The organism is Streptomyces sp. NPDC087859, assembly GCF_044742595.1.
Lineage (GTDB): Bacteria > Actinomycetota > Actinomycetes > Streptomycetales > Streptomycetaceae > Streptomyces > Streptomyces canus_F.
Genome location: NZ_JBIUUU010000001.1, coordinates 48,873 through 68,265 on the forward strand (window position 1 = coordinate 48,873; position 19,393 = coordinate 68,265).

Genomic DNA, 19,393 nt, shown 5'->3' on the forward strand with positions numbered 1-19,393 from the left:
CCATCGCGCCACCAGAAGGGGTGAACGGTCGTAACTTTCCCGTGCGGGCCGCGTTCGATCGCGCTAAGAGATCAAGCAGTTACGTTACGTCAGGCCGCGGCCAGTTCCCTCCGTGCCGCTCTGCGCCGCGCGGCCACCTCGGGATCGAGCGCCGGTACGGCGGCCAGGAGCTGCTTGGTGTAGGGGTCCCGGGGGTTGTCGTACACCTCGTCGGCGGGTCCCGACTCGACGATCCGGCCGCGGCGCATCACCGCGACCCGGTCGCTGACCTGCCGTACCACGGCGAGGTCGTGGGCGACGAAGACGAGCGCGAGCCCGAGTTCGCGCTGCAACTCGCCGAGCAGGGCGACCACCTGGGCCTGGGTCGTCACATCGAGCGCGGAGACCGGTTCGTCACACACGATGACGCGCGGGTCGGCCGCGAGCGCCCGCGCGATGCCCACGCGCTGGCGCTGTCCGCCGCTGAACTCGTGCGGATAGCGGTCGTAGTGCGCCCCTTCGAGCCCCACGCGCTCCAGCAGTTCCCTCACGCGCCCCTTGATGCGTGTCTCGTCCTTCTCGCCACGCGCGCGCAGCGGGTCGGCGATCGACTCGCCCACGCTGCGACGGGGGTTGAGGGAGGAGACGGGGTCCTGGAAGACCATCTGCACGTCGGGGCGCACCCCGCCGCCCGGCTCGATCTTCCCCGCCGTCGGCTCCAGCAGCCCGACCAGCATGCGCCCGAGTGTCGTCTTGCCGCTGCCGCTCTCGCCGACGATGCCGAGGGTCTCCCCGCGGCGGATCGTCAGCGACACGTCGTCCACGGCGACGAAGGCCCGCTTGCCGCGGCCGAACTCACGGCGGAGGCCGTGCGCTTCGAGGACGATGTCGGCGGGCCGCGCAGTCGTCTCGGAGGCGGGCTTCGACAGCGCCCCGGAGGGCGGGCCCGGCGGTTCGAGGGCGGCGTCGGAGTGCGGCCCGGCAGCCTTCGGCGAGGACCCGTCCGAGGCGGTGCCGGCCGCACTCGACGGCTCCGCGGGACCGCCGGGAGACGGCACGGCGGCTGCCGTCGAGACCGCCCGCGAGGCGCCCTGCGGCGCCTCCGACCCGGCGTCCGACGCACCCGGGGCGGCCTCCGCCCTCGCAGCCGGTACTCCTGCCGCCGCGCGCCGCCGCACATCCACCCGCGGCACCGCCCCCAGCAGCTCCCGCGTGTACGCCTGCGAAGGCTCCCCCAGCACGTCCCCCACCGCCCCGTGCTCGACCACGCGCCCGTGCCGCATCACCAGCACCTCGTCGACGCTCTCGGCCGCCACGCCCACGTCGTGCGTGACGAGCAGCAGCCCCATGCCGGTCTCCTCGCGCAGCGTGTGCAGCAGGTCGAGGATCTGGGCCTGGACGGTGACGTCGAGGGCGGTGGTCGGCTCGTCGGCGATCAGGAGGTCCGGCTCGCAGGCCAGCGCCATGGCGATGAGCGCGCGCTGGCGCATACCGCCGCTGAACTCGTGCGGACGGGACCGGGACCGGCGCGGCGCGTCCGGAATTCCCACCCTGTCCAGCACCTCCACCCCACGCGCGCGTGCGGCTCGACGCGACACGCGCGCGTGCACGCGGTACACCTCGGCGATCTGGTCGCCGATCGCGTAGTACGGGTCGAGGGACGACAGCGGGTCCTGGAAGACCATCGCGGCCTTCCCGCCCCGCAGCCGCCGCAGCGCCTCGTCCGACGCCGTCGGTACGTCGATGCCGGCGATCTCGATCGCACCGCCGACCTTCGCGCCCGTGCCGCGATGCAGCCCCAGCAGGGCGGACGCGACCGTGGACTTGCCGGAGCCGGACTCACCGACCAGGGCGAGGGCGGCTCCCTTCTCCAGGCGGAAGGAGAGTCCGTCGACGGCCCGCAGCTCGCCGAACTCGACCGTCAGGTCCCTGACGTCCACCAGACTCATGCGAGCACCACCCGTCGGTCGGCCACCGCGTACAGCACGTCCGCGACGGCGTTGGCGAGGACCACGAAGAAGCCGATGACCAGGACCATGCCGACGACGACCGGAAGGTCGACCACCTTGACGGCGTGGACGAGCTCCTGGCCGATGCCCGGCAGGCCGAAGAGCGTCTCGGTGAGCACCGCGCCGCCGACCGCGCCGCCGAAGTTGTTGGCGTTGAGCGCGATGACCGGTGCGAGCGCCCCGCGCAACGCGTGCCGCCCGATGATCGACCGCTCCCCCACGCCGTACGCGCGGAAGGTGCGGATGTGGTCCTCTGCGAGCGTCTCCAGCATCGACGCGCGCGTGAGGCGGGCGAACGCGGCCGCTTCGATGAGGGCCAGCGACAGCCAGGGCAGCAGCAGGTTCCACGCCCACTGTTCGGGGTCGTCGGTGAGTTTCACGTACTGGGGGAACGGCAGCAGTTGCAGCTGCCCGCAGACGACGATCATCAGGACCAGGCCGATGACGAAGACCGGCGTGGCCACACCCGCGAGCGTGATGCCGGTCAGGACGCGCTCGGTGAGCCGGCCGCGCCGCCACGCGGACAGCACGCCGGTGCCGACGCCGAGGATCAGCCAGAGCACCATCGCGCCGAACACCAGCGACAGGCTGACCGGCAGTTTGGCCAGGATCAGCTGGGTGACCTGCTGGTCGCTCTGGTACGACAGTCCGAGGCAGGGCGCCGAGCAGTGCTCCACAGATGTGCCGGTCGAGTAGTCCTGGCCGGCGACGAGGCTTTGCAGGAAGTGCCAGTACTGCGTGTACAGCGGGTCGTTCAGGTGCAGTTGCTCGGCCACCTGATGCACCTGGGCCGGCGAACAGCGCGGGCCGCAGGTGATCTGGGCGACGTTGCCGGGAGTCACGTAGAAGACGACGTAGACGATCACCGAGATGGCGAACAGGGTGACCAGGGCGCCGAGGAGGCGGCGCAGCACGAAGCCGGTGAAGCCGCTCATGCCTTGGCCTCCCTCTTGCGGCCCGTTCCGACCCGCAGACGTGAGGCCGCGCGCGGGTCGAGCGCCGTGCGGACGCCGTCGCCGAGGACGGTGAGGGCCAGCACGGTCACGAAGAGCGCGCCCGCGGGCAGCAGCAGATACTGCGGGGCCGCCTGGTACCAGACGTCGGCGGCGGTCAGCATCTGTCCCCACGACGGCGTCGGGGGTTTCACTCCGACACCGAGGAAGGACAGCGCGGCCTCGACGGTGATGTTGATCGGGACGAGGAGCGCCGCGTACGTGATGACCGGCGCGGCGAGGCCGGGCAGCAGCTCCCGGCGGGCGATCCGCCAGGTGCTCCAGCCGCTGAGCCGGGCCGCGGAGACGTAGTCGAGCCCCTTGAGGGTGAGGGTCTGGGCGCGCGTGATCTTCGCGATGTTGCCCCAGGCGATGAGGCCGATGACGAGGGCGACCAGGACGGGCCGCGGGAAGTCCGACGGAACGATCGCGAGCAGGGCCAGCGCCATGATCATGAGGGGCAGGGCGACGATGATGTCGGTGAGCCGGCTCAACAGTTGATCGACCCATTGACTGCCGAGTGCGGCCGTCACGCCCACCAGGACGCCGATCACCACCTGCACCACGGTGGCGGCCAGCGCGACACCCAGGGAGACCCGCGCGCCGTAGACGAGCCGCGCGAACATGTCGCGCCCGGTCTGCGGTTCGACGCCGAGCCAGTGGTCGCCGCTGATGCCCCCGAAGGAGCCGATGGGCACGCCACCGCGCGCGGAGTCCACCAGGGCCGGGTGGTAGGTGGTCGGGTCCTGGCCCTCGATGGCGGTCAACAGCGGTGCCGCGAGCGCGACCAGGACGAGCAGCGCGACGACGGCCGCCGCGACGAGGGCGGCGCGCTGTGTCCGCAGCCGCCGCCAGAACTGACGGGCCCCCGAGGCCCCCGAGACGGACGCCTCGGGGGCCTGGGTGGCGACAAGTGCCTCGCTCACGGTGCTACTTCACCGCGACCTGCGAGATGTCCAGCACCCCGGTCCAGTCGCTGATCACGACGTTCTTGATGTCCTTGCCCACCAGACGCTTGTAGACGGGGTGGAACAGCGGCACGGTCAGCGCCTGCTCGCCGATCTTCTTGTCCAGTGCACCCCATCGCTTGGCGGCAGCGTCAAGGTCGGTCAACTTGTTGATCGAGTCAATCTCGGCATTGACCGACTTGTCGTTCAACAGGCCCGTGTTGAAGTTCGCGCCGTCCTTCACGATCTGTCGGCCGTCGAAGATCGGGGCGAGGAAGGGACCGCCGGACGGCCAGTCCGCACCCCAGTGGGCGAGGAAGAAGCCGGGCTCCGTCTTCACGTTGTGGATCTTGTCGGAGTAGTCGTTGTCCTCCAGACCCTGGAGCTTGACCGTGATGCCGGCCTTCTTGAGCGCGTCCTGGACCGCGGTCGCGATCTCCGGGCTGGTCTCGAAGTCCTTGGCGTTGGAGTGGGTCAGCGTGATGGTGAGCCCGTTCGCGTGACCGGCCTCCTTCAGCAGCTCCTTGGCCTTCGCCGCGTCGCCGGCGTCACCCGCCGGGAACAGGTCGTAGGGCTCGTAGCCGAAGGACTTCTGGTTCGGCAGGAAGGTGGTCGCGGCCTCGGCGAGGGACGAACCGCCCGCCGCGTTCACGACGGACGACCGGTCAATGGCGTACGAGATCGCCTGTCGCACCTTGACGTCGTCGAACGGCTTGACCGTCGGGTTGAACGCTATGTAGTTCGTGTAGCCGAAGTGACCGGTGCCGACGCGCGCGGCCAGCTCCTTGTCGCCCGTCACCTTGGCGAGTTCGGCCGGCCCGAGGTTGGTGTCCGTGGTGACCGCGGTCGAGTCCGCCCCCTGGGACGCGGACAGCCGCTGGTTGATCACGGAGGAGTCGAGCCCGGACCGTACGTCGACCTTGTCCGGGTAGGCCTTGCGCTCGGCGTCCGTCGAGGCGGACCAGTGCGTGTTGCGCTCCAGGACGAGGTGTTCACCGTCGTTCTCGTTCTTGACGACCTTGTACGGGCCGGACGAGACCGGGTGCTCCTCGTACTTCGTCCCGGTGTCCTTGGCCTTGGGCACCGGCGTGAACTGCGTCTGCGTGGCCAGGTACGGGAACTCGCCCTCGGGCTTGTTCAGATGGAAGACGATGGTCCGCTCGTCCGGCGTCTCGATCGCGTCGAGCCCGCCCTTGTCCTTGTACGGCCCCTGGTAGTCGGCGGCACCGACCAGCCAGTCCCGCAGATAGGGAGCGCCACCGGAGAGTTCGGGGGCGAAGGACCGCTCGATGCCGTACTTGATGTCGGCGGACGTGATCGCGGTGCCGTCCTCGAACTTCAGGCCCTTCTTCAGGGTGTACGTCCACACGGTCGCGTCCTTGCTGGGGCGCCCGGTGTCGGTCGCGAGGTCCGGGACGACCTCGGCACCGGCCTCGCCGTTCTCGCGGTTGCGGGTGGTGAGCGTACGGAAGACCAGGGACGGGACGTTGCCGCCGCCGGAGGTGTAGAGACGGGCCGGGTCGAAGTCCTGCTGCGGGTTGGAGTTCAGGACCGTCAGGGTGCCGCCCTTGTGGGGCGTGGAGTCACCACCGGAGCCCTTGGCATCGTTGTCGTCCGGCCCGCAGGCGGCGGCGCCCGCTGCCAGAACCAGGCTTACGGACACCGCGGCCACACGGCGCGCTATGACGGACGGTTGACGCATCGGAGACGACCTCTCGAATGGTGAGACAGATAGACAAGGGGTGAGACAAGCGTGAACAGGGGTCTGCCCGGGCGTCAGGTCGTCGAAAAACCGTGACCAGGTCACGGGAAAGGAAGAAGATCGCGACGCGAACGCCTCAGGGCGGACGTCAGCGACAGTGAATATCGGCCACGCACAGTGCGGTCACGCCGATGAGCGCCAGCTCGATGGCGGCGCGAACGGAGGCGTGACGGGGCGACATGCGCAGCAATATGTACGACTTTTCTGCGCGTGTCAACGCGACACAAGAGGCGCCCGTCAACTCCCGGGGTAGGCCCAGGGGTTGGCTTTGCAGGTGATTCCGTCGTGGTTCAGGAACTTGGTCTGCTGCTGCATGACCGGGGCGAGTTCGCCGTTCTTGTCGCAGGTCACGTGGTGGTAGCCGAGCCGGTGGCCGACCTCGTGATTGATCAGCATCTGCCGGTAGGCGTGAATTTGATCACCGTAGGTCGGGGACCCCTGAGCCCACCGATAGGCATTGATCATCACGCGCTCGGTGGAAGCCGAATCACAGGACACGTTGTCCACGGTGGTGTCCAGACCGGACTTCGCACACCACTGCGCGGTCGTCCCCGGACTGGCGAGCGTGATCACGAAGTCGGGCTTCCCGGAGTAGACGCGCTCGAAGGTACGGGCCCCGTTGTGCGCCCAGCTCCGGTCGTCGTTGAGCGTCTTCTGCACGGCCTGGGCGAACAGTTCACCGTCCAGCCCGAGCCCCTGCTCGACATCCACCCGGTAGGTGAACTTCTGCCCCTTGCCGGGCGCCTTGTCGATGCCCTTGACCGCGTCGAACTTCCCCGACCCGTCGAGCTTCGCGCCGAGCGCGTACCTCTTGTCCATCTTCTGCTCGTACGTCAGCGTCGCCACGCCCGCCGACGAGGACGGCGCCGGCCGCCCGTCCGAGCGCGAGGCCGAATCCCGGCCGTCCCGCGCCTGGTCGGTGGCCGACTGCGACCGTACGGCGTCGTCGTCCCGTCCATCGGCGACCTGACCCGCGACGACGATGGCCAGCACGGTGGTGACGGCGGCCGCCGCGATGCCGGTGAAGGCCCGCCCCTTGCCGCCCTTCTGCTGCGTGGGCTCACCGGTGGGCGGCTCGTCGTCGTCCACGTCGGTACGGGGCTGCGGCACGGTCCGCCAGTCGGTGACGGAGGCGTACGGGTCGGCCGGTCCCTGACGAGAACGCGACGCGAAGACGTCCTGGTCCCCGAAGGCGTCGAGATACTCCTGCCGCGGGCTCGCCGCCCCTGTCTGCCGGGGTCCGTCGGGAGGCGCCTGCCGCTGCCGCGGTATCGCGACACCGGGCGCACCGGCCATGCCGTGCGCCCCCAACTCGCCCCATGCACCGCCTGCTTCACGCTGTTCGGGGTGACCGCCACGGGCCCGGGGGGTGCCGTGCGCGGGAGTGCCGTCGAAGAACCTGGGCGTGCCGTGGGCAGGGGTGCCGTCGGGGAAGCGGGGCATGCCACGCGCGGGAGTGCCGTCGGGAAGACGCGGCACACCCTGCGCGGGCGTACCGTCGGCGAGCCTCGGCACCCCCCGCGCCGGAGTCCCGTCAGCCGGGCGCGGAACCCCCCGTGCAGGCGTCCCGTCCCCGAACCGCGGCACCCCCCGCGCCGGAGTCCCGTCGGCGGCCCTGGGCGCCCCCTGCGCGGGCGCCCCGTCCGGGAACCGTCGAGGCCCCTGTGGGGCCTCCCGGTAGACCGGATCCCCGTACACCGAGGGCCCGCCCGGCGCCCGCACCCCCTGCCGCGGCGGAGCACCCTGCGGCGGACGAACGGCACCCTGGCGAGGTGAGGCGCCCTGGATTCCCGGAGCGCCCTCGGCCTCCCGGCCCTCTTGTCTTGCGGTTATGTCCGCGGAGTCGCTCTTGGGAGCGGATCCGCGGCGGCGACTGTGTCGTCCCACCCCGCCCCTCAGCTCCCCGCGTTCGCGGCCTCGGCCGCACTGTCGGACGCACCGGCACCCACGGACGCCCCGCCACCGGACGCGCCCACGGACCCACCCCCGCCGTCGGAGCCCTCCGCGTCCGCCAGGAACTCCCGGAACGCCCGGGACACCGTGTCCGGATACTCCATCATGGCCACATGCCCCGCCTCCGGCAGGGTCAGCAGCCGGGAGTCACGGAAGGCCCGGGTCGCCTTCTGGGCCATGCGATAGCCGACGAGTTGGTCGCGGCCGCCGTAGACGAGCAGGGTCGGTGCGAGGACCCGCTCGGCCTGGCGCCACAGCGCGTGCTGCCCGCCGAGCGTGTACGCGTTGACCAGTCCGCGCGCGGACCGTGTCATCGCGTCCCAGAAATACGGGAGTTGCTGCCGGCGCTCCATCTCCTCGACGGCATGCCGGAACCCCTCCGGCGAGACCCGCGCGGGATCGCCGTAGCAGAGCGCCGTGACGCCGCGGACGCGCTGCTCGGCCGTCCAGTCGCGGCTGAGCCGGGTGAACAGCGCGGCCACGCCCGGCACCGCGAGGAGCGCGGTGGGCACCGCGCTGCGCTGCACGCGGATCTCGGGGAGCGCCGGCGACACGAGCGTCAGCGTCCGCACGAGGTCGGGGCGGACCGCGGCCACGCGCGTGGAGACCGCGCCGCCGAGGGAGTTGCCGAAGAGATGCACCGGGCCGCGGCCGGAAGCGTCCAGAAAACGAATCACCGCACGCGCGTGTGCGGTGATCGAGTAGTCGCCGTCGTCCGGCGGCGGCGAGTCCCCGAAACCGGGCAGGTCGACCGCCTCACCGTCGAGAACGCCCTCGAGCTCCAGCATCAGCGCCGACCAGTTCTGCGAGGAACCGCCGAGGCCGTGGACGTAAAGCGCGGGCGGCAGACCCTCGCGCGCGGGCGGTCTCGAACGCACCGACAGCGTGATCCCCGGCAGCCCCACCGACCTGAGCCGCTCGCCTTCCGCCACCCTGACGGGCGTCACCTTCGGGAGCACATTGGCGGCCGGTACGGACGGCAACTCGGTCGAAGACATGCGGCAATGTTACGAGACGATCACGCAGTGGCTCATGTGTTCGCCGTCACAGAGACCACGCACATCGCATAGCGTCCGGATCGTGTGTCTCCTAGGCTCATATGCAGGGCACCCGCATGTGGCCCCCTGCATCGGTCAGGGACGTTCTAGGAAGGGAGCCCGCAATGGCCTACGACCCCAGCGACCCCGACACCTTCGAGGACAGCGGCGGTGACGTCGAACTCGACGTCGAGGCCCCCGAGGGGGACGCCGCCGAGCAGCAGACGGCCGTCTCCCAGAACCGCGACGACCCGCTGACCGAGGTCGACACAGGCCAGGCCGACGAGGCCGACCTCATCGAACAGGCTCGCGTCGTGCAGATCGACGAGGAGGACTATCGGTGACGCCCCGGGCTCCAGCACCGAGCAGGAGTGCGACGGGCGTTGCCCGCTAAGTACCCCTTTGAAACCTTCGCGGGGCTTTCGCCGCCGTCCGGTACGTGAAATTCTGCGCTCGCACCGCGCACACCACGGTTACCGAAAAGTACGATGGCGGCGCGGCGCACACCGCGAGTGGACGAGTTATGGGAGGCGGCGTGACAGCCATCGAGCAGACAGAGGCGGCACGCCCTCGAGGTACGCGCCTGCCGCGCCGTGCCCGACGGAATCAGTTGCTGGGCGCCGCACAGGAAGTCTTCGTGGCGCAGGGCTACCACTCGGCCGCGATGGACGACATCGCCGAGCGCGCCGGGGTCAGCAAGCCGGTGCTCTACCAGCACTTCCCGGGCAAGCTCGACCTGTATCTCGCACTGCTGGACCAGCACTGCGAGTCCCTGATCCAGTCCGTCCGGCACGCGCTCGCGTCGACGAGTGACAACAAGCAGCGCGTACGGGCGACCATGGACGCCTACTTCGCGTACGTCGAGGACGACGGCGGCGCGTTCCGTCTGGTCTTCGAGTCGGACCTGACCAACGAGCCCGCCGTGCGCGAGCGCGTCGACAAGGTGACGAACGAGTGCGCCGAGGCGATCTGCGACGTCATCGCCGAGGACACCGGGCTCTCGCGCGCGGAGTCGATGCTGCTGGCCTCGGGCCTGGGCGGTCTCGCGCAGGTCGTGGCCCGCTCCTGGCTGCACAGCGACCGCAGCGTGCCGCGCGATCAGGCGGTCCAGTTGCTGACGTCCCTGGCGTGGCGGGGGATCGCCGGTTTCCCGCTGCACGGCATCGATCACCACTGACCCGACACTTTGTTCCCGCCCGCTGTTCGCTCCTGGCGTTCTTGCGCGGAGCGTGAACGTCCCCTCACCGGGCTAATGTGTGCTGGGTACGGCGCGCAAGGTCGCGCACTTCACTGACCGTCGGAGGGACATAGCCGTGGAGGTCAAGATCGGCGTGCAGCACGCGCCCCGCGAGATCGTTCTGGAGAGCGGTCAGAGTGCCGAGGAGGTCGAGCGCGTAGTGGCCGAGGCACTTGCCGGAAAGTCGCAGCTGCTGAGCCTCACGGACGAGCACGGCCGCAAGATCCTGGTCCCGGCGGAACGCCTGGCCTACGTGGAGCTCGGCGAACCGGCCCCGCGCAAGGTGGGCTTCGGCGCGCTGTAGACGGACGCATACGAGAAGGGCCCGGCGACATGAAGTCGCCGGGCCCTTCTCGTCGTACGGACAGGGCCCGCAAGATTTTTTCTCCACATATGGAGCACAAGTCACCCACAGAGGAGGGTTGCATTCCGCAGGTCACGGGTATGACGGGCTACGACCGCAATGCGCAGCGTGACCGTGTGGGAGGGACCCTAAATGATGTTGCTGGAAGCGCTCGGTTCCGCATTGCTCGGTCTCGTCCTGGCCGCGGCGGCGGCGCACCGGCTGGCCCACCGCCTGCCGGCCCGCTCCCTGGTCATGGCAACGGGCGTGGCCGGAGCCCTGTTCGGCGCGTTCGTGACGCACAGCGCGCTGGGCGCGGGCAGCATCCTGGTGAACCTGATCGGCGCGGCGGTCGTCTCGGCCGCGTCCCTCTCGCTCCTCCTCCGCCCGGCGGGAAGACTCCGCCGTAGGTCGGCACCGGCGTAGAGCCTGAGGAAACCGGCCCGGCAGGGGCGCGGGGAGCGCGACCAGCCCCGACTACCGGCGGTCGCGCAACAACCCGAGCCACCCCCGCGGAGCGTCAGGCCGCCAACCCCAGCGCGGCCATCCGCTTCGTGTGGGCCTCGGTGATCCGCGAGAACATCCGCCCGACCTCGGCCAGATCGAACCCGTCGGCCACCCCGCCCACGAGCATCGTCGACAGCGCGTCCCGGTCCGCGACGACCCGCTGCGACTGCGACAGGGCCTCCCCCATGAGACGCCGCGCCCACAGAGCGAGACGCCCGCCCACGCGCGGATCGGCGTCGATGGCCGCCCGTACCTTCTCCACGGCGAACCCGGCATGCCCGGTGTCGTCCAGCACCGCCAGCACCAGCTCACGGCTGTCCGAGTCCAGCCGCGCCGCGACCTCCCGGTAGAAGTCGCTGGCGATCGAGTCGCCGACGTAGGCCTTGACGAGCCCCTCCAGCCAGTCCGAGGGCGCCGTCTGCCGGTGGAAGCCGTCCAGCGCGGCGACGAACGGCTCCATGGCCGCCGTCGGCTCCGCACCGATCTCGGTCAGCCGGTCGCGCAGCTTCTCGTAGTGGTGGAACTCCGCCGACGCCATCTTGGCCAGCTCCGCCTTGTCCGCGAGCGTCGGCGCCAGCTTCGCGTCCTCCGCGAGCCGCTCGAACGCCGCCAGTTCCCCGTACGCGAGCGCGCCGAGCAGGTCCACGACAGCGGCCCGGTACTGCGGTTCGGCGGAGGCCTTCGCCCAGTCCTGGGCGGCGACTCCGGTGGGTTCGGGAGAAGCGTCGGAGGTGTTGTCAGGCGTCGTCATGAAGCGCACAATAGCCCGCTCCCCGCGCGGTGGAAGTCCCTGGTGAAGCAGTGTGACGACGACTACGTGACCAAATCGGCCATCGCATGTGCGCGTTTCCGGGGTATGGTGGTAATGCGCCTGCTGAGTACGCACGTCTATGACGGCCGCGTATCTCCACAGGCCGCACGTATGAGGATGCCCGGTCGGTGGCCCGATCGGCTCCGACCTGACAGCTCTCCTTGGCCGTACGGCACTGTGCGTACGGCATCCGGAGGGACCCTCAGCGGTTCGAGCGCTTGAGCGTCGGCAGAGGTCCCGTGCCATTACGGCTAGCCCCGTAAGGCAGTCGACGTCCCCAGCACGGTCCTAGACGACCCCCGAGCTCGCCTCGCACCGCGCACACAGAAGAGGCAAAACCCTGACTACGACGTTCAGAGATCTCGGAATCCTTGCCGAGACCGCCGAGGCCCTCGAGGCCGTCGGCATCATCAACCCCTTCCCCATCCAGGAGATGACGCTCCCCGTCGCCCTTTCCGGCTCGGACGTCATCGGCCAGGCCAAGACCGGCACCGGCAAGACGCTGGGCTTCGGCCTCCCGCTCCTCGAGCGCGTCACCGTCCCCGCCGATGTCGAGGCCGGCCGCGCGAAGCCCGAGGACCTCACCGACGCCCCGCAGGCCCTCGTCGTCGTCCCCACGCGCGAGCTGTGCCAGCAGGTCACCAACGACCTGCTGACCGCGGGCAAGGTCCGTAACGTACGCGTTCTCGCCATCTACGGCGGCCGGGCGTACGAGCCGCAGGTCGAGGCCCTCAAGAAGGGCGTCGACGTGATCGTCGGCACCCCGGGCCGGCTGCTGGACCTCGCGGGCCAGAAGAAGCTCAGCCTCAAGCACATCAAGGCCCTTGTCCTCGACGAGGCCGACGAGATGCTCGACCTGGGCTTCCTGCCCGACGTCGAGAAGATCATCAACCTGCTGCCGGCCCGCCGTCAGACGATGCTGTTCTCGGCGACCATGCCGGGCGCGGTCATCGGTCTCGCCCGCCGCTACATGTCGCAGCCCACGCACATCCGCGCCACCGCGCCGGACGACGAGGGCCAGACGGTGCGCAACACCGCGCAGTTCGTCTACCGCGCGCACAACATGGACAAGCCCGAGATGGTCGCGCGCATACTGCAGTCCGACGGCCGGGGACTGGCCATGGTCTTCTGCCGTACCAAGCGCACGGCGGCCGATCTCGCCGACCAGCTCCAGCAGCGCGGCTTCGCCTCCGGCGCCGTTCACGGCGACCTCGGCCAGGGCGCGCGCGAGCAGGCGCTGCGGGCCTTCCGCAACGGCAAGGTGGACGTCCTCGTCTGCACCGACGTCGCCGCCCGCGGTATCGACGTCGAGGGCGTGACCCACGTCATCAACTACCAGTCCCCCGAGGACGAGAAGACGTACCTGCACCGCATCGGCCGTACCGGCCGCGCGGGCGCCAAGGGCATCGCGATCACCCTCGTCGACTGGGACGACATCCCGCGCTGGCAGCTCATCAACAAGGCGCTGGAGCTCAACTTCAACGACCCGCCGGAGACGTACTCCACCTCCCCGCACTTCTACGAGGAGATGAACATCCCCGCGGGCACCAAGGGTGTCCTGCCGCGTGGCGAGCGCACCCGCGCGGGCCTCGCCGCGGAAGAGGTCGAGGACCTGGGCGAGACCGGTGGCCGTGGTGGCCGCGGTCGCACCGACCGGGGTGACCGAGGCGGCCGCGGTGGCCGGGACGAGTCCCGTTCCGCCGACCGCGAGCGCCCGGCCCGTACGCCTCGCCGTCGCCGTCGTACCCGCAATGGCACACCGCTGGACGGGGCCGCCGCTCCGGTGGGCACGACCGCGCCGGAGGAGACCGCGGTGACCGAGGACGCGTCCGCGTCCCGCACCCCGCGTCGCCGTCGCCGCACCCGTAACGGAGCCGCCTCGCTGGAGTCGGTGCCGGCCACGGCCACGACGTCCGAGGCCGCGGAGGTCGCGGTCGACACGGCCGAGGCCGCGGAGACCAAGCCGCGCCGCCGCCGTAGCCGCAGGTCGGAGACCGCCGCCGTCGAGGCGCCGGTCGCTGTCGAGGTCCCGGAGGTCGTCGCCGAGGTCAAGGAGCCCGAGGCGCCCGTCGCCGAGGCCACCGAGACGAGGCCCCGCCGCCGGACCCGCAAGGCCGCGGAGACGGTCGCCGTCGAGACGCCGGCCGTCGTCGAGGTCGCGGAGGCCGAGGCCCCCGCCGCCGCGCCGCGTCGCCGTACGCGCAAGACGGCTGCCGCCGCCGAGACCGCGGTGGACACGGCCGAGGGCACGGAGGCCAAGCCGCGCCGCACCCGCAAGGCCGCTGCCGCTCCCGAGGCCGCCGTCGACACTGCCGAGGCCGTGGAGACCAAGCCGCGCCGCACGCGCAAGACGGCCGCCACCGCCGAGACCGTGGTCGACACGGCCGAGGCCGCCGAGGCCAAGCCCCGGACCCGCCGCACCCGCAAGGTCGCCGAGACCGCCGCGACGGTCGCCGAGATCCCGGCGCAGGCCGCGGAGGAGCCGGAGACCAAGCCGCGCCGTACGCGCAAGACGGCTGCCGCCGCCGAGACCGCGGTCGACACGGCCGAGGGCACGGAGACCAAGCCGCGCCGCACCCGCAAGACGGCCGCGGCCGCCGAGACCGCGGTCGACACGGCCGAGGCCCCCGCCGCCGCGCCGCGTCGCCGTACGCGCAAGGTCGCCGAGGCCGCCGAGGCCGTGGTCGACACCGTCGAGGCCACGGAGGCCAAGCCCCGGGCCCGCCGCACCCGCAAGGTCGCCGAGACCGTCGAAGCCTCCGCGGCTCCGGAGGTCACCGAGGCCAAGCCGCGTCGCACCCGCAAGACGGCCGCCGCCACGGAGACGACCGAGGCCAAGCCGACGCGCGCCCGCAAGACGGCTGCCGCCACCGAGGCCAAGCCGGCTCGCACGCGGAAGACGGCCGCGGCCGCCGACATCCCGGCGCAGGCCGCCGAGGAGCCGGAGGCCAAGCCGCGTCGCCGTACCCGCAAGGTCGCGGCCGCCGCGGAGTCCGCGGAAAGCTGACCGCTCACCCGACGGCCCGGCCCACGTCACGTGGGCCGGGCCGTCGGCGTTTCCGGCCCCCCTCCGGAAGGGCGAGCCCGGCTCACACACCCACATGGCCCCTCGTGAGCCGCGACGGCCGCTCGGCCCGCCACACGCCCCGCCAGGGCCCCACATGGCCCACCTCACACAGCCACCGCCGCCCTCCACGCGCCCCGCCGGATAGCCTCATCGCATGAGCAGGCCCCCCACCTTCGCCCCGCCCCCCGGCGCCCGCGCCCACTCCCTGCGCACTGCTCGCGGTGAGTTCGCCGTCGTCGACGCGCCCGTGGCGGACGGCGTCGCCCCCAGGGGAACGGCTCTGCTGCTGCCCGGGTTCACCGGCAGCAAGGAGGACTTCAACCCCCTGCATGTGCCGCTCGCGGCACGCGGGTACCGCACGGTCGCGGTGGACGGACGGGGACAGTTCGAGTCCGACGGTCCGGCGGACGACGAATCGGCGTACGCGCAGGACGAGTTGGCGAAGGACGTGCTCGCGCAGGCCGCGGCCGTCGGCGGGCCCGTGCATCTCGTCGGGCACTCCCTCGGCGGGCAGATCGCGCGGGCCGCCGTCCTCCTGGACCCCGGCCCCTTCCGCTCCCTCACCGTCATGTCCTCGGGCCCCGCCCAGATCTCCACTTCCCAGCAGCAGCGCGTGAAGCTGCTCCGGGACGCGCTGACGGTGATGGGCATGGCGGAGGTGTGGGACGCGATCCAGGCCATGGAACCGCCGGAGGAGACCGACACCGGCGGCGAGCTGGACTCCGGGCTCGACGACCGGGAGGACCTGCGCCGACGGTGGATGGCCACCCAGCCCGCCCAACTCATCGCCACCGGGCGCCAGTTGTGCGCCGAGCCGGACCGGGTGGCCGAACTGGCCGCCGTACCGCTGCCGTTCCACGTGCTGTCCGGCTCGCACGACGACACCTGGCCGGTGCCGCTGCTCGACCACATGGCCGTCCGCCTGCGCGCCCTCAGGACCGTGATCCCCGGCGCCGAGCACTCCCCCAACACGGACCGCCCCCTGGAGACGGCCCGTGCCCTCGCCGACTTCTGGGACAGCGCCCGCTCACCCCAGGAGGGCCGGGCCGCCGAGAGCGGCTAGTACTGCTTCTGCAGGTGCTCCCAGAACCCGTCCCGCAACGCCCGCCGCAGATCCACCTGCCCCCGCAGGGAGTACTGCAGCAGCCCTTCCGCCTCCACCAGCAGATCCTGGTCCACCGACCCCGGCAGATAGGGGTGCCCCGGCAGCAGCTCGCCCACCGACTCCCGCCCCCGCGCCGCCAGCCACTTCGCCGCGATCTGGGCGCCCACGAAGCGGACGTCCTCGCGGCCGGGCCGGTTCGCCGAGGTCTCGTAGGCGGCGGACGTACGCCGTGACACGTACGGCTTGAAGAAGTCGAGGTCGAGGACGCGCTGGCTGTCGACCTCCCAGAGCAGCGGCTCGGCCTGGTTGCGGCCCTCGGGCGCCTCGATGCCCCACAGGTGGACGCGGGCGCCGTACCCCTGGGCCGCCTCGACCGCCGAGACCAGGTCCTCGTCGCCGCCGAGCAGGGCCGCGTCGCTGATCGCGCGGTGCCGGGCGAGGGACTCCAGGTCGGACCTGATCAGTGAGTCGACGCCCTTCTGCTGGTTGTTGGCGTTGAGATTGCCCAGCCGCACCTTGACGTCCGGAAGCTCGGCGATCGTCTGCTGCTCGGAGGTGTGGATGCGGCGCCGGGCGCCGTCGTACCAGTAGACCCGCAGCAGCCTGCTGTCCGCGAAGATCGTGCGGGCCCGGTCGATGAGCGCCTCGATCAGCCCCTCGGCGTCCAGGTCGAAGGCCCGGCGGTCCTCGGTCCCGGCGACCAGACGGCCCGCGGCCGCGTACAGATACCCCGCGTCGACGAAGATGGCATGGGTCGAAGGGGTCTTCGCCACTTCGGCGAGCATGCGCGTCAGCAGCTCGTTGGTGTGGTCGATGCGGGCGGCGAGTGCCGCGAGGTCGTCGTTCATCGCTTCCATTGTCCCGGCGGTCACGCTGCGAACACAACCGGTCCCGGTCGGTCTCCGAAGAGACAACGGGGAGTCGCTTACCGGTCAGTAGTTAGCCGTTCGAAAAATTTCTTTAGCGTAGGGAATGTTTGTAACACGCACCCCGTTGACTACCTACGTACGCAGTAATTCTCCGCAGGAGGATGACCAGACGAAGGGAGAAGCCCATGCGCTTCGAAATCATGCGACTCGACGACGTCGACGGCACGCCCGTGGACAGCACCGTTGTGGACGCCGCCTCCGTCAATCGGATCGTTCAGCAGGCCGCCTCGATAGGCCAGCGACTCTGGATCCGCCCGGCCGAGGCCTCGGCCTCGTAACACATACGCGGTAACACCCAGGCTTCAGAGCCCCCGTGCGGCAACGATGTCGTACGGGGGCTCTGCGCTGTCCGGCCACGGGATCAGCTCGCCTGGATCACCTGCGTGACGCCGTTGATGATCTGCTGCACGGCGATCGCGGAGAGCATCATGCCCGCGAGCCGTGTCACCAGGACCACGCCGCCGTCCTTGATGACCCGGATGATCACCAGCGAGTACCGCATCACCACCCACAGCACGACGTGGATGGCGAGGATCGCCATCCACACCGACACCTGCGTGGCGACGCTGTCGGCCTTCTGCACGGCGAGGATGACCGACACGATCGCGCCCGGCCCGGCGAGCAGCGGCATGCCCAGCGGCACCAGCGCCACATTGACGTCCTTGGTCTGCTTGGGCTCGTCGGTCTTGCCGGTCAGCAGGTCCAGGGCGATCAGCAGAAGCAGCAGTCCGCCCGCGATCATCAGCGCGGGGACGGAGACATGCAGGTAGTCGAGGATCTGGTGCCCGAGGAGCCCGAAGACGGCGATGACACCGCCGGCGACACAGACGGCCTGGAAGGCCATCCGCTTCTGCACCTTGGCGGGCCGGCCGGAGGTCAGCGCCAGGAAGATCGGGGTGATCCCGGGGGGATCCATGATGACGAAGAGGGTCAGGAACAGGGAGCCGAAAACGGCGGCGTCGAACACAGGAGAGCCTTGCGAGGAGAAAGGGAGCGATCAGGTGGACGTGGGAGCGAGTCTCAGGCTCCGCCGGTCCCCGGCACCGGGAACGCGCCGGTGGCACGCCGGGTGATCTCGCCGTACACCTCGGGGTCGGTCCGGTACTCGCCGAGCGTGACGGTCTTGCGGCTGCCGTGGTAGTCGGAGGAGCCGGTGACCAGCAGCCCCAGCTCGGCGGCGAGCCCGCGCAGCCCGGCCCGGGTCTCGTCGTCGTGGTCCATGTGGTCGACCTCGATACCGTCGAGCCCGGCCGCGGCCATCTCGGCGATCGCGGACTCCGGCACCGTGTGCCCGCGCTTGCTGGCGCCCGGGTGCGCGAAGACGGTGACCCCGCCCGCGCCCTTGACCAGCCGGATCGCCTCGAAGGGGTCGGTCTCGTGCTTCTCCACGTAGGCCCGGCCGCCGTCGGCGAGCCAGTCCTGGGTGAAGGCGTCGCTCACGGTCGGTACGACCCCGAGTTCGACGAGCGCGGTGGCGACATGCGGCCGCCCGACAGACCCGTCCCCGGCGATCCGCATCACCTGTTCCCACGTGACGGGCACACCCAGCTCGTTGAGCCGGGCGACCATGCCCCGCGCCCGCGGCACCCGGTCGTCCCGCACCAGCTCCCGCTCGGCGAGCAGCTCCGCCTCCTCGGGATCGAAGAGGTAGGCCAGCAGGTGCATGGACACGCCGTCGATACGACAGGACAGCTCGGCCCCGGTGACGAGCGTGAGCCCCTCCGGCAACGCGGCGATCGCCTCGGCGTACCCGCGAGTGGTGTCGTGATCGGTCAGCGCGACCACGTCCAGCCCAGCAGCAGCGGCATTACGCACCAGCTCAGCAGGCGTGTCCGTCCCATCGGAAGCCGTGGAGTGGGTGTGCAGATCAATGCGCACGACACGAACTCCAGACACCGACGGAACACAAGGGACCGCTAAAGGATAACCGGACTTACAAGGACCCCTGTCACACCCGAAACCTGTGAGCGACCTTTACACAGACGCACCCAGGGGCGCGGGGAACTGCGCGACGAGCCCCGGACGGCCCGCAGCCGCCAACGCACCGAAGCCCCCACCCCCGCAGGCGCTACGGCTCGAGCAAGCGCGGCGACAACGCCCCGCAGGGCACCAGCTCCACCTCGGCCCCCGCGTCCCGCAGATCCGTCAGCACCAGCTCGTCGTACATCAGCAGCCCCGACTGCTCGGGCCACACCACGGCCCACAGCCACAGTCCGCGAGCCTCACCGGCGAAGACCGCACGATCATCCGGCGCCCCGGAGACATGCCACAGCGGCGTAGGCCGCCCGGCGGCCAGCACCTTCACCTGCGGCGGCTTCTCGACGTTCATGTACGGCCCCGGATCCGGCCCGTCGATCCCGGCGTACCGCGCACCGAGGCCCACACCGAGCTCCTCGGCGACAAGGATCAGCTCCCCGATACCGCCCAGCGGACCCGGTCCCGTGCACGCCACCGCCGTCGCACGACCCCCGCTGCGGTCGTCGCCCGCGCAGCCCACACCCGTGAACAGCCAACCGACCGGCAGTGGCCACGGCATCCAGACCGGTACCTGTGTGCGGTGCACCACGACGTCGAGCGCCTCGACGCTGGGCGGGATCACCGGCTGGAGCGGATGCACCGTCCCGTGCACATCGCACTGCCAGGTGTCGGCGAAGAGTCCGGGAGCCCTGACCCGGCCACCACACTTCGGGCAACTGGGTTCGCCCCTCATAGGGC

General features: G+C 70.9%; 19 protein-coding genes. 7 read left to right on the top strand and 12 right to left on the bottom strand.

Features of this window, described 5'->3' with window-relative positions; all coding sequences use genetic code 11:
* Positions 1-89: 89 nt before the first annotated feature.
* The 7 genes from ACIOHP_RS00205 to ACIOHP_RS00235 all read right to left on the bottom strand — a co-directional run bounded on the left by ACIOHP_RS00205 (position 90) and on the right by ACIOHP_RS00235 (position 8,640).
* On the bottom strand, positions 90-1,928 hold the full coding sequence (locus tag ACIOHP_RS00205; protein WP_401881861.1) for a dipeptide ABC transporter ATP-binding protein: 1,839 nt from the start codon (positions 1,926-1,928) through the stop codon (positions 90-92).
* On the bottom strand, positions 1,925-2,923 hold the full coding sequence (locus ACIOHP_RS00210; protein ID WP_401881864.1) for an ABC transporter permease: 999 nt from the start codon (positions 2,921-2,923) through the stop codon (positions 1,925-1,927). The genes ACIOHP_RS00205 and ACIOHP_RS00210 overlap by 4 nt, the downstream gene beginning before the upstream one ends.
* The gene (locus tag ACIOHP_RS00215) at positions 2,920-3,906 is read right to left on the bottom strand and encodes an ABC transporter permease (RefSeq protein WP_401881866.1); all 987 of its coding nucleotides are present in this window, start codon (positions 3,904-3,906) and stop codon (positions 2,920-2,922) included. The genes ACIOHP_RS00210 and ACIOHP_RS00215 overlap by 4 nt, the downstream gene beginning before the upstream one ends.
* Before the next feature lie 4 nt (positions 3,907-3,910).
* Positions 3,911-5,629 carry an ABC transporter substrate-binding protein gene (locus tag ACIOHP_RS00220; protein WP_401881868.1) on the bottom strand — a complete coding sequence of 573 codons (1,719 nt, stop codon included), beginning with the start codon at positions 5,627-5,629 and terminating at the stop codon, positions 3,911-3,913.
* 148 nt (positions 5,630-5,777) lie between these two features.
* Entirely contained in the window at positions 5,778-5,870 is a 93-nt protein-coding gene (locus ACIOHP_RS00225; RefSeq protein WP_323185132.1) for an Ms4533A family Cys-rich leader peptide, read from the bottom strand.
* 56 nt (positions 5,871-5,926) lie between these two features.
* Entirely contained in the window at positions 5,927-7,576 is a 1,650-nt protein-coding gene (locus tag ACIOHP_RS00230; RefSeq protein ID WP_401881871.1) for a DUF3152 domain-containing protein, read from the bottom strand.
* 8 nt (positions 7,577-7,584) lie between these two features.
* Complete coding sequence (locus ACIOHP_RS00235; RefSeq protein ID WP_361542569.1) at positions 7,585-8,640, bottom strand: alpha/beta hydrolase; 1,056 nt, start codon at positions 8,638-8,640, stop codon at positions 7,585-7,587.
* 164 nt (positions 8,641-8,804) lie between these two features.
* Here ACIOHP_RS00235 and ACIOHP_RS00240 point away from each other — a divergent pair, with 164 nt between their 5' ends.
* The 4 genes from ACIOHP_RS00240 (at position 8,805) to ACIOHP_RS00255 (ending at position 10,685) form a co-directional block, all read left to right on the top strand.
* Entirely contained in the window at positions 8,805-9,023 is a 219-nt protein-coding gene (locus ACIOHP_RS00240; protein ID WP_361542572.1) for a hypothetical protein, read from the top strand.
* Between the two features lie 191 nt (positions 9,024-9,214).
* Positions 9,215-9,856, top strand: a complete 642-nt coding sequence (locus ACIOHP_RS00245; RefSeq protein ID WP_266822312.1) for a TetR/AcrR family transcriptional regulator — start codon at positions 9,215-9,217, stop codon at positions 9,854-9,856.
* Positions 9,857-9,992: 136 nt separating this feature from the next.
* Complete coding sequence (locus tag ACIOHP_RS00250) at positions 9,993-10,220, top strand: DUF3107 domain-containing protein (protein WP_046262201.1); 228 nt, start codon at positions 9,993-9,995, stop codon at positions 10,218-10,220.
* 195 nt (positions 10,221-10,415) lie between these two features.
* Positions 10,416-10,685 carry a hypothetical protein gene (locus tag ACIOHP_RS00255; RefSeq protein ID WP_351689572.1) on the top strand — a complete coding sequence of 90 codons (270 nt, stop codon included), beginning with the start codon at positions 10,416-10,418 and terminating at the stop codon, positions 10,683-10,685.
* A 94-nt stretch (positions 10,686-10,779) separates the two neighbouring features.
* Here the strand turns inward: ACIOHP_RS00255 and ACIOHP_RS00260 are convergent, their stop codons facing one another.
* Positions 10,780-11,517 (bottom strand): ferritin-like fold-containing protein, encoded by a 738-nt coding sequence (locus ACIOHP_RS00260; protein ID WP_266888354.1) that lies wholly within the window; start codon positions 11,515-11,517, stop codon positions 10,780-10,782.
* Positions 11,518-12,010: 493 nt separating this feature from the next.
* On the opposite strand from ACIOHP_RS00260, the gene ACIOHP_RS00265 reads away from it, so the two are divergent.
* Together ACIOHP_RS00265 and ACIOHP_RS00270 are read left to right on the top strand one after the other, a co-directional pair.
* Positions 12,011-14,584: a DEAD/DEAH box helicase gene (locus ACIOHP_RS00265; RefSeq protein WP_401881876.1), complete on the top strand. Its 2,574-nt coding sequence runs from the start codon at positions 12,011-12,013 to the stop codon at positions 14,582-14,584.
* Positions 14,585-14,798: 214 nt separating this feature from the next.
* On the top strand, positions 14,799-15,707 hold the full coding sequence (locus ACIOHP_RS00270) for an alpha/beta fold hydrolase (protein WP_401881879.1): 909 nt from the start codon (positions 14,799-14,801) through the stop codon (positions 15,705-15,707).
* Here ACIOHP_RS00270 and ACIOHP_RS00275 read toward each other — a convergent pair.
* Positions 15,704-16,597: an NYN domain-containing protein gene (locus tag ACIOHP_RS00275; RefSeq protein ID WP_401881882.1), complete on the bottom strand. Its 894-nt coding sequence runs from the start codon at positions 16,595-16,597 to the stop codon at positions 15,704-15,706. The genes ACIOHP_RS00270 and ACIOHP_RS00275 overlap by 4 nt on opposite strands.
* A 206-nt stretch (positions 16,598-16,803) precedes the next feature.
* Between ACIOHP_RS00275 and ACIOHP_RS00280 the strand changes: the two genes are divergently transcribed.
* On the top strand, positions 16,804-16,956 hold the full coding sequence (locus tag ACIOHP_RS00280; protein WP_095046964.1) for a hypothetical protein: 153 nt from the start codon (positions 16,804-16,806) through the stop codon (positions 16,954-16,956).
* Positions 16,957-17,039: 83 nt separating this feature from the next.
* Here ACIOHP_RS00280 and ACIOHP_RS00285 read toward each other — a convergent pair whose 3' ends face one another.
* From ACIOHP_RS00285 to ACIOHP_RS00295, 3 genes are all read right to left on the bottom strand, one after another.
* Complete coding sequence (locus ACIOHP_RS00285; protein WP_401881886.1) at positions 17,040-17,645, bottom strand: MarC family protein; 606 nt, start codon at positions 17,643-17,645, stop codon at positions 17,040-17,042.
* Between the two features lie 53 nt (positions 17,646-17,698).
* Entirely contained in the window at positions 17,699-18,556 is an 858-nt protein-coding gene (locus tag ACIOHP_RS00290) for a PHP domain-containing protein (protein WP_401881888.1), read from the bottom strand.
* A 190-nt stretch (positions 18,557-18,746) separates the two neighbouring features.
* Positions 18,747-19,388, bottom strand: a complete 642-nt coding sequence (locus ACIOHP_RS00295; protein WP_361542592.1) for a DUF6758 family protein — start codon at positions 19,386-19,388, stop codon at positions 18,747-18,749.
* Positions 19,389-19,393 lie beyond the last annotated feature (5 nt).

Coding starts and splice junctions, on each gene's coding strand:
- ACIOHP_RS00280 (WP_095046964.1), top strand. CDS start 16,804: ATGCGCTTCGAAATCATGCGACTCGACGACGTCGACGGCACGCCCGTG.
- ACIOHP_RS00205 (WP_401881861.1), bottom strand. CDS start 1,928: ATGAGTCTGGTGGACGTCAGGGACCTGACGGTCGAGTTCGGCGAGCTG.
- ACIOHP_RS00220 (WP_401881868.1), bottom strand. CDS start 5,629: ATGCGTCAACCGTCCGTCATAGCGCGCCGTGTGGCCGCGGTGTCCGTA.
- ACIOHP_RS00265 (WP_401881876.1), top strand. CDS start 12,011: ATGACGCTCCCCGTCGCCCTTTCCGGCTCGGACGTCATCGGCCAGGCC.
- ACIOHP_RS00295 (WP_361542592.1), bottom strand. CDS start 19,388: ATGAGGGGCGAACCCAGTTGCCCGAAGTGTGGTGGCCGGGTCAGGGCT.
- ACIOHP_RS00225 (WP_323185132.1), bottom strand. CDS start 5,870: ATGTCGCCCCGTCACGCCTCCGTTCGCGCCGCCATCGAGCTGGCGCTC.
- ACIOHP_RS00260 (WP_266888354.1), bottom strand. CDS start 11,517: ATGACGACGCCTGACAACACCTCCGACGCTTCTCCCGAACCCACCGGA.
- ACIOHP_RS00210 (WP_401881864.1), bottom strand. CDS start 2,923: ATGAGCGGCTTCACCGGCTTCGTGCTGCGCCGCCTCCTCGGCGCCCTG.
- ACIOHP_RS00235 (WP_361542569.1), bottom strand. CDS start 8,640: ATGTCTTCGACCGAGTTGCCGTCCGTACCGGCCGCCAATGTGCTCCCG.
- ACIOHP_RS00275 (WP_401881882.1), bottom strand. CDS start 16,597: ATGAACGACGACCTCGCGGCACTCGCCGCCCGCATCGACCACACCAAC.
- ACIOHP_RS00270 (WP_401881879.1), top strand. CDS start 14,799: ATGAGCAGGCCCCCCACCTTCGCCCCGCCCCCCGGCGCCCGCGCCCAC.
- ACIOHP_RS00255 (WP_351689572.1), top strand. CDS start 10,416: ATGTTGCTGGAAGCGCTCGGTTCCGCATTGCTCGGTCTCGTCCTGGCC.
- ACIOHP_RS00240 (WP_361542572.1), top strand. CDS start 8,805: ATGGCCTACGACCCCAGCGACCCCGACACCTTCGAGGACAGCGGCGGT.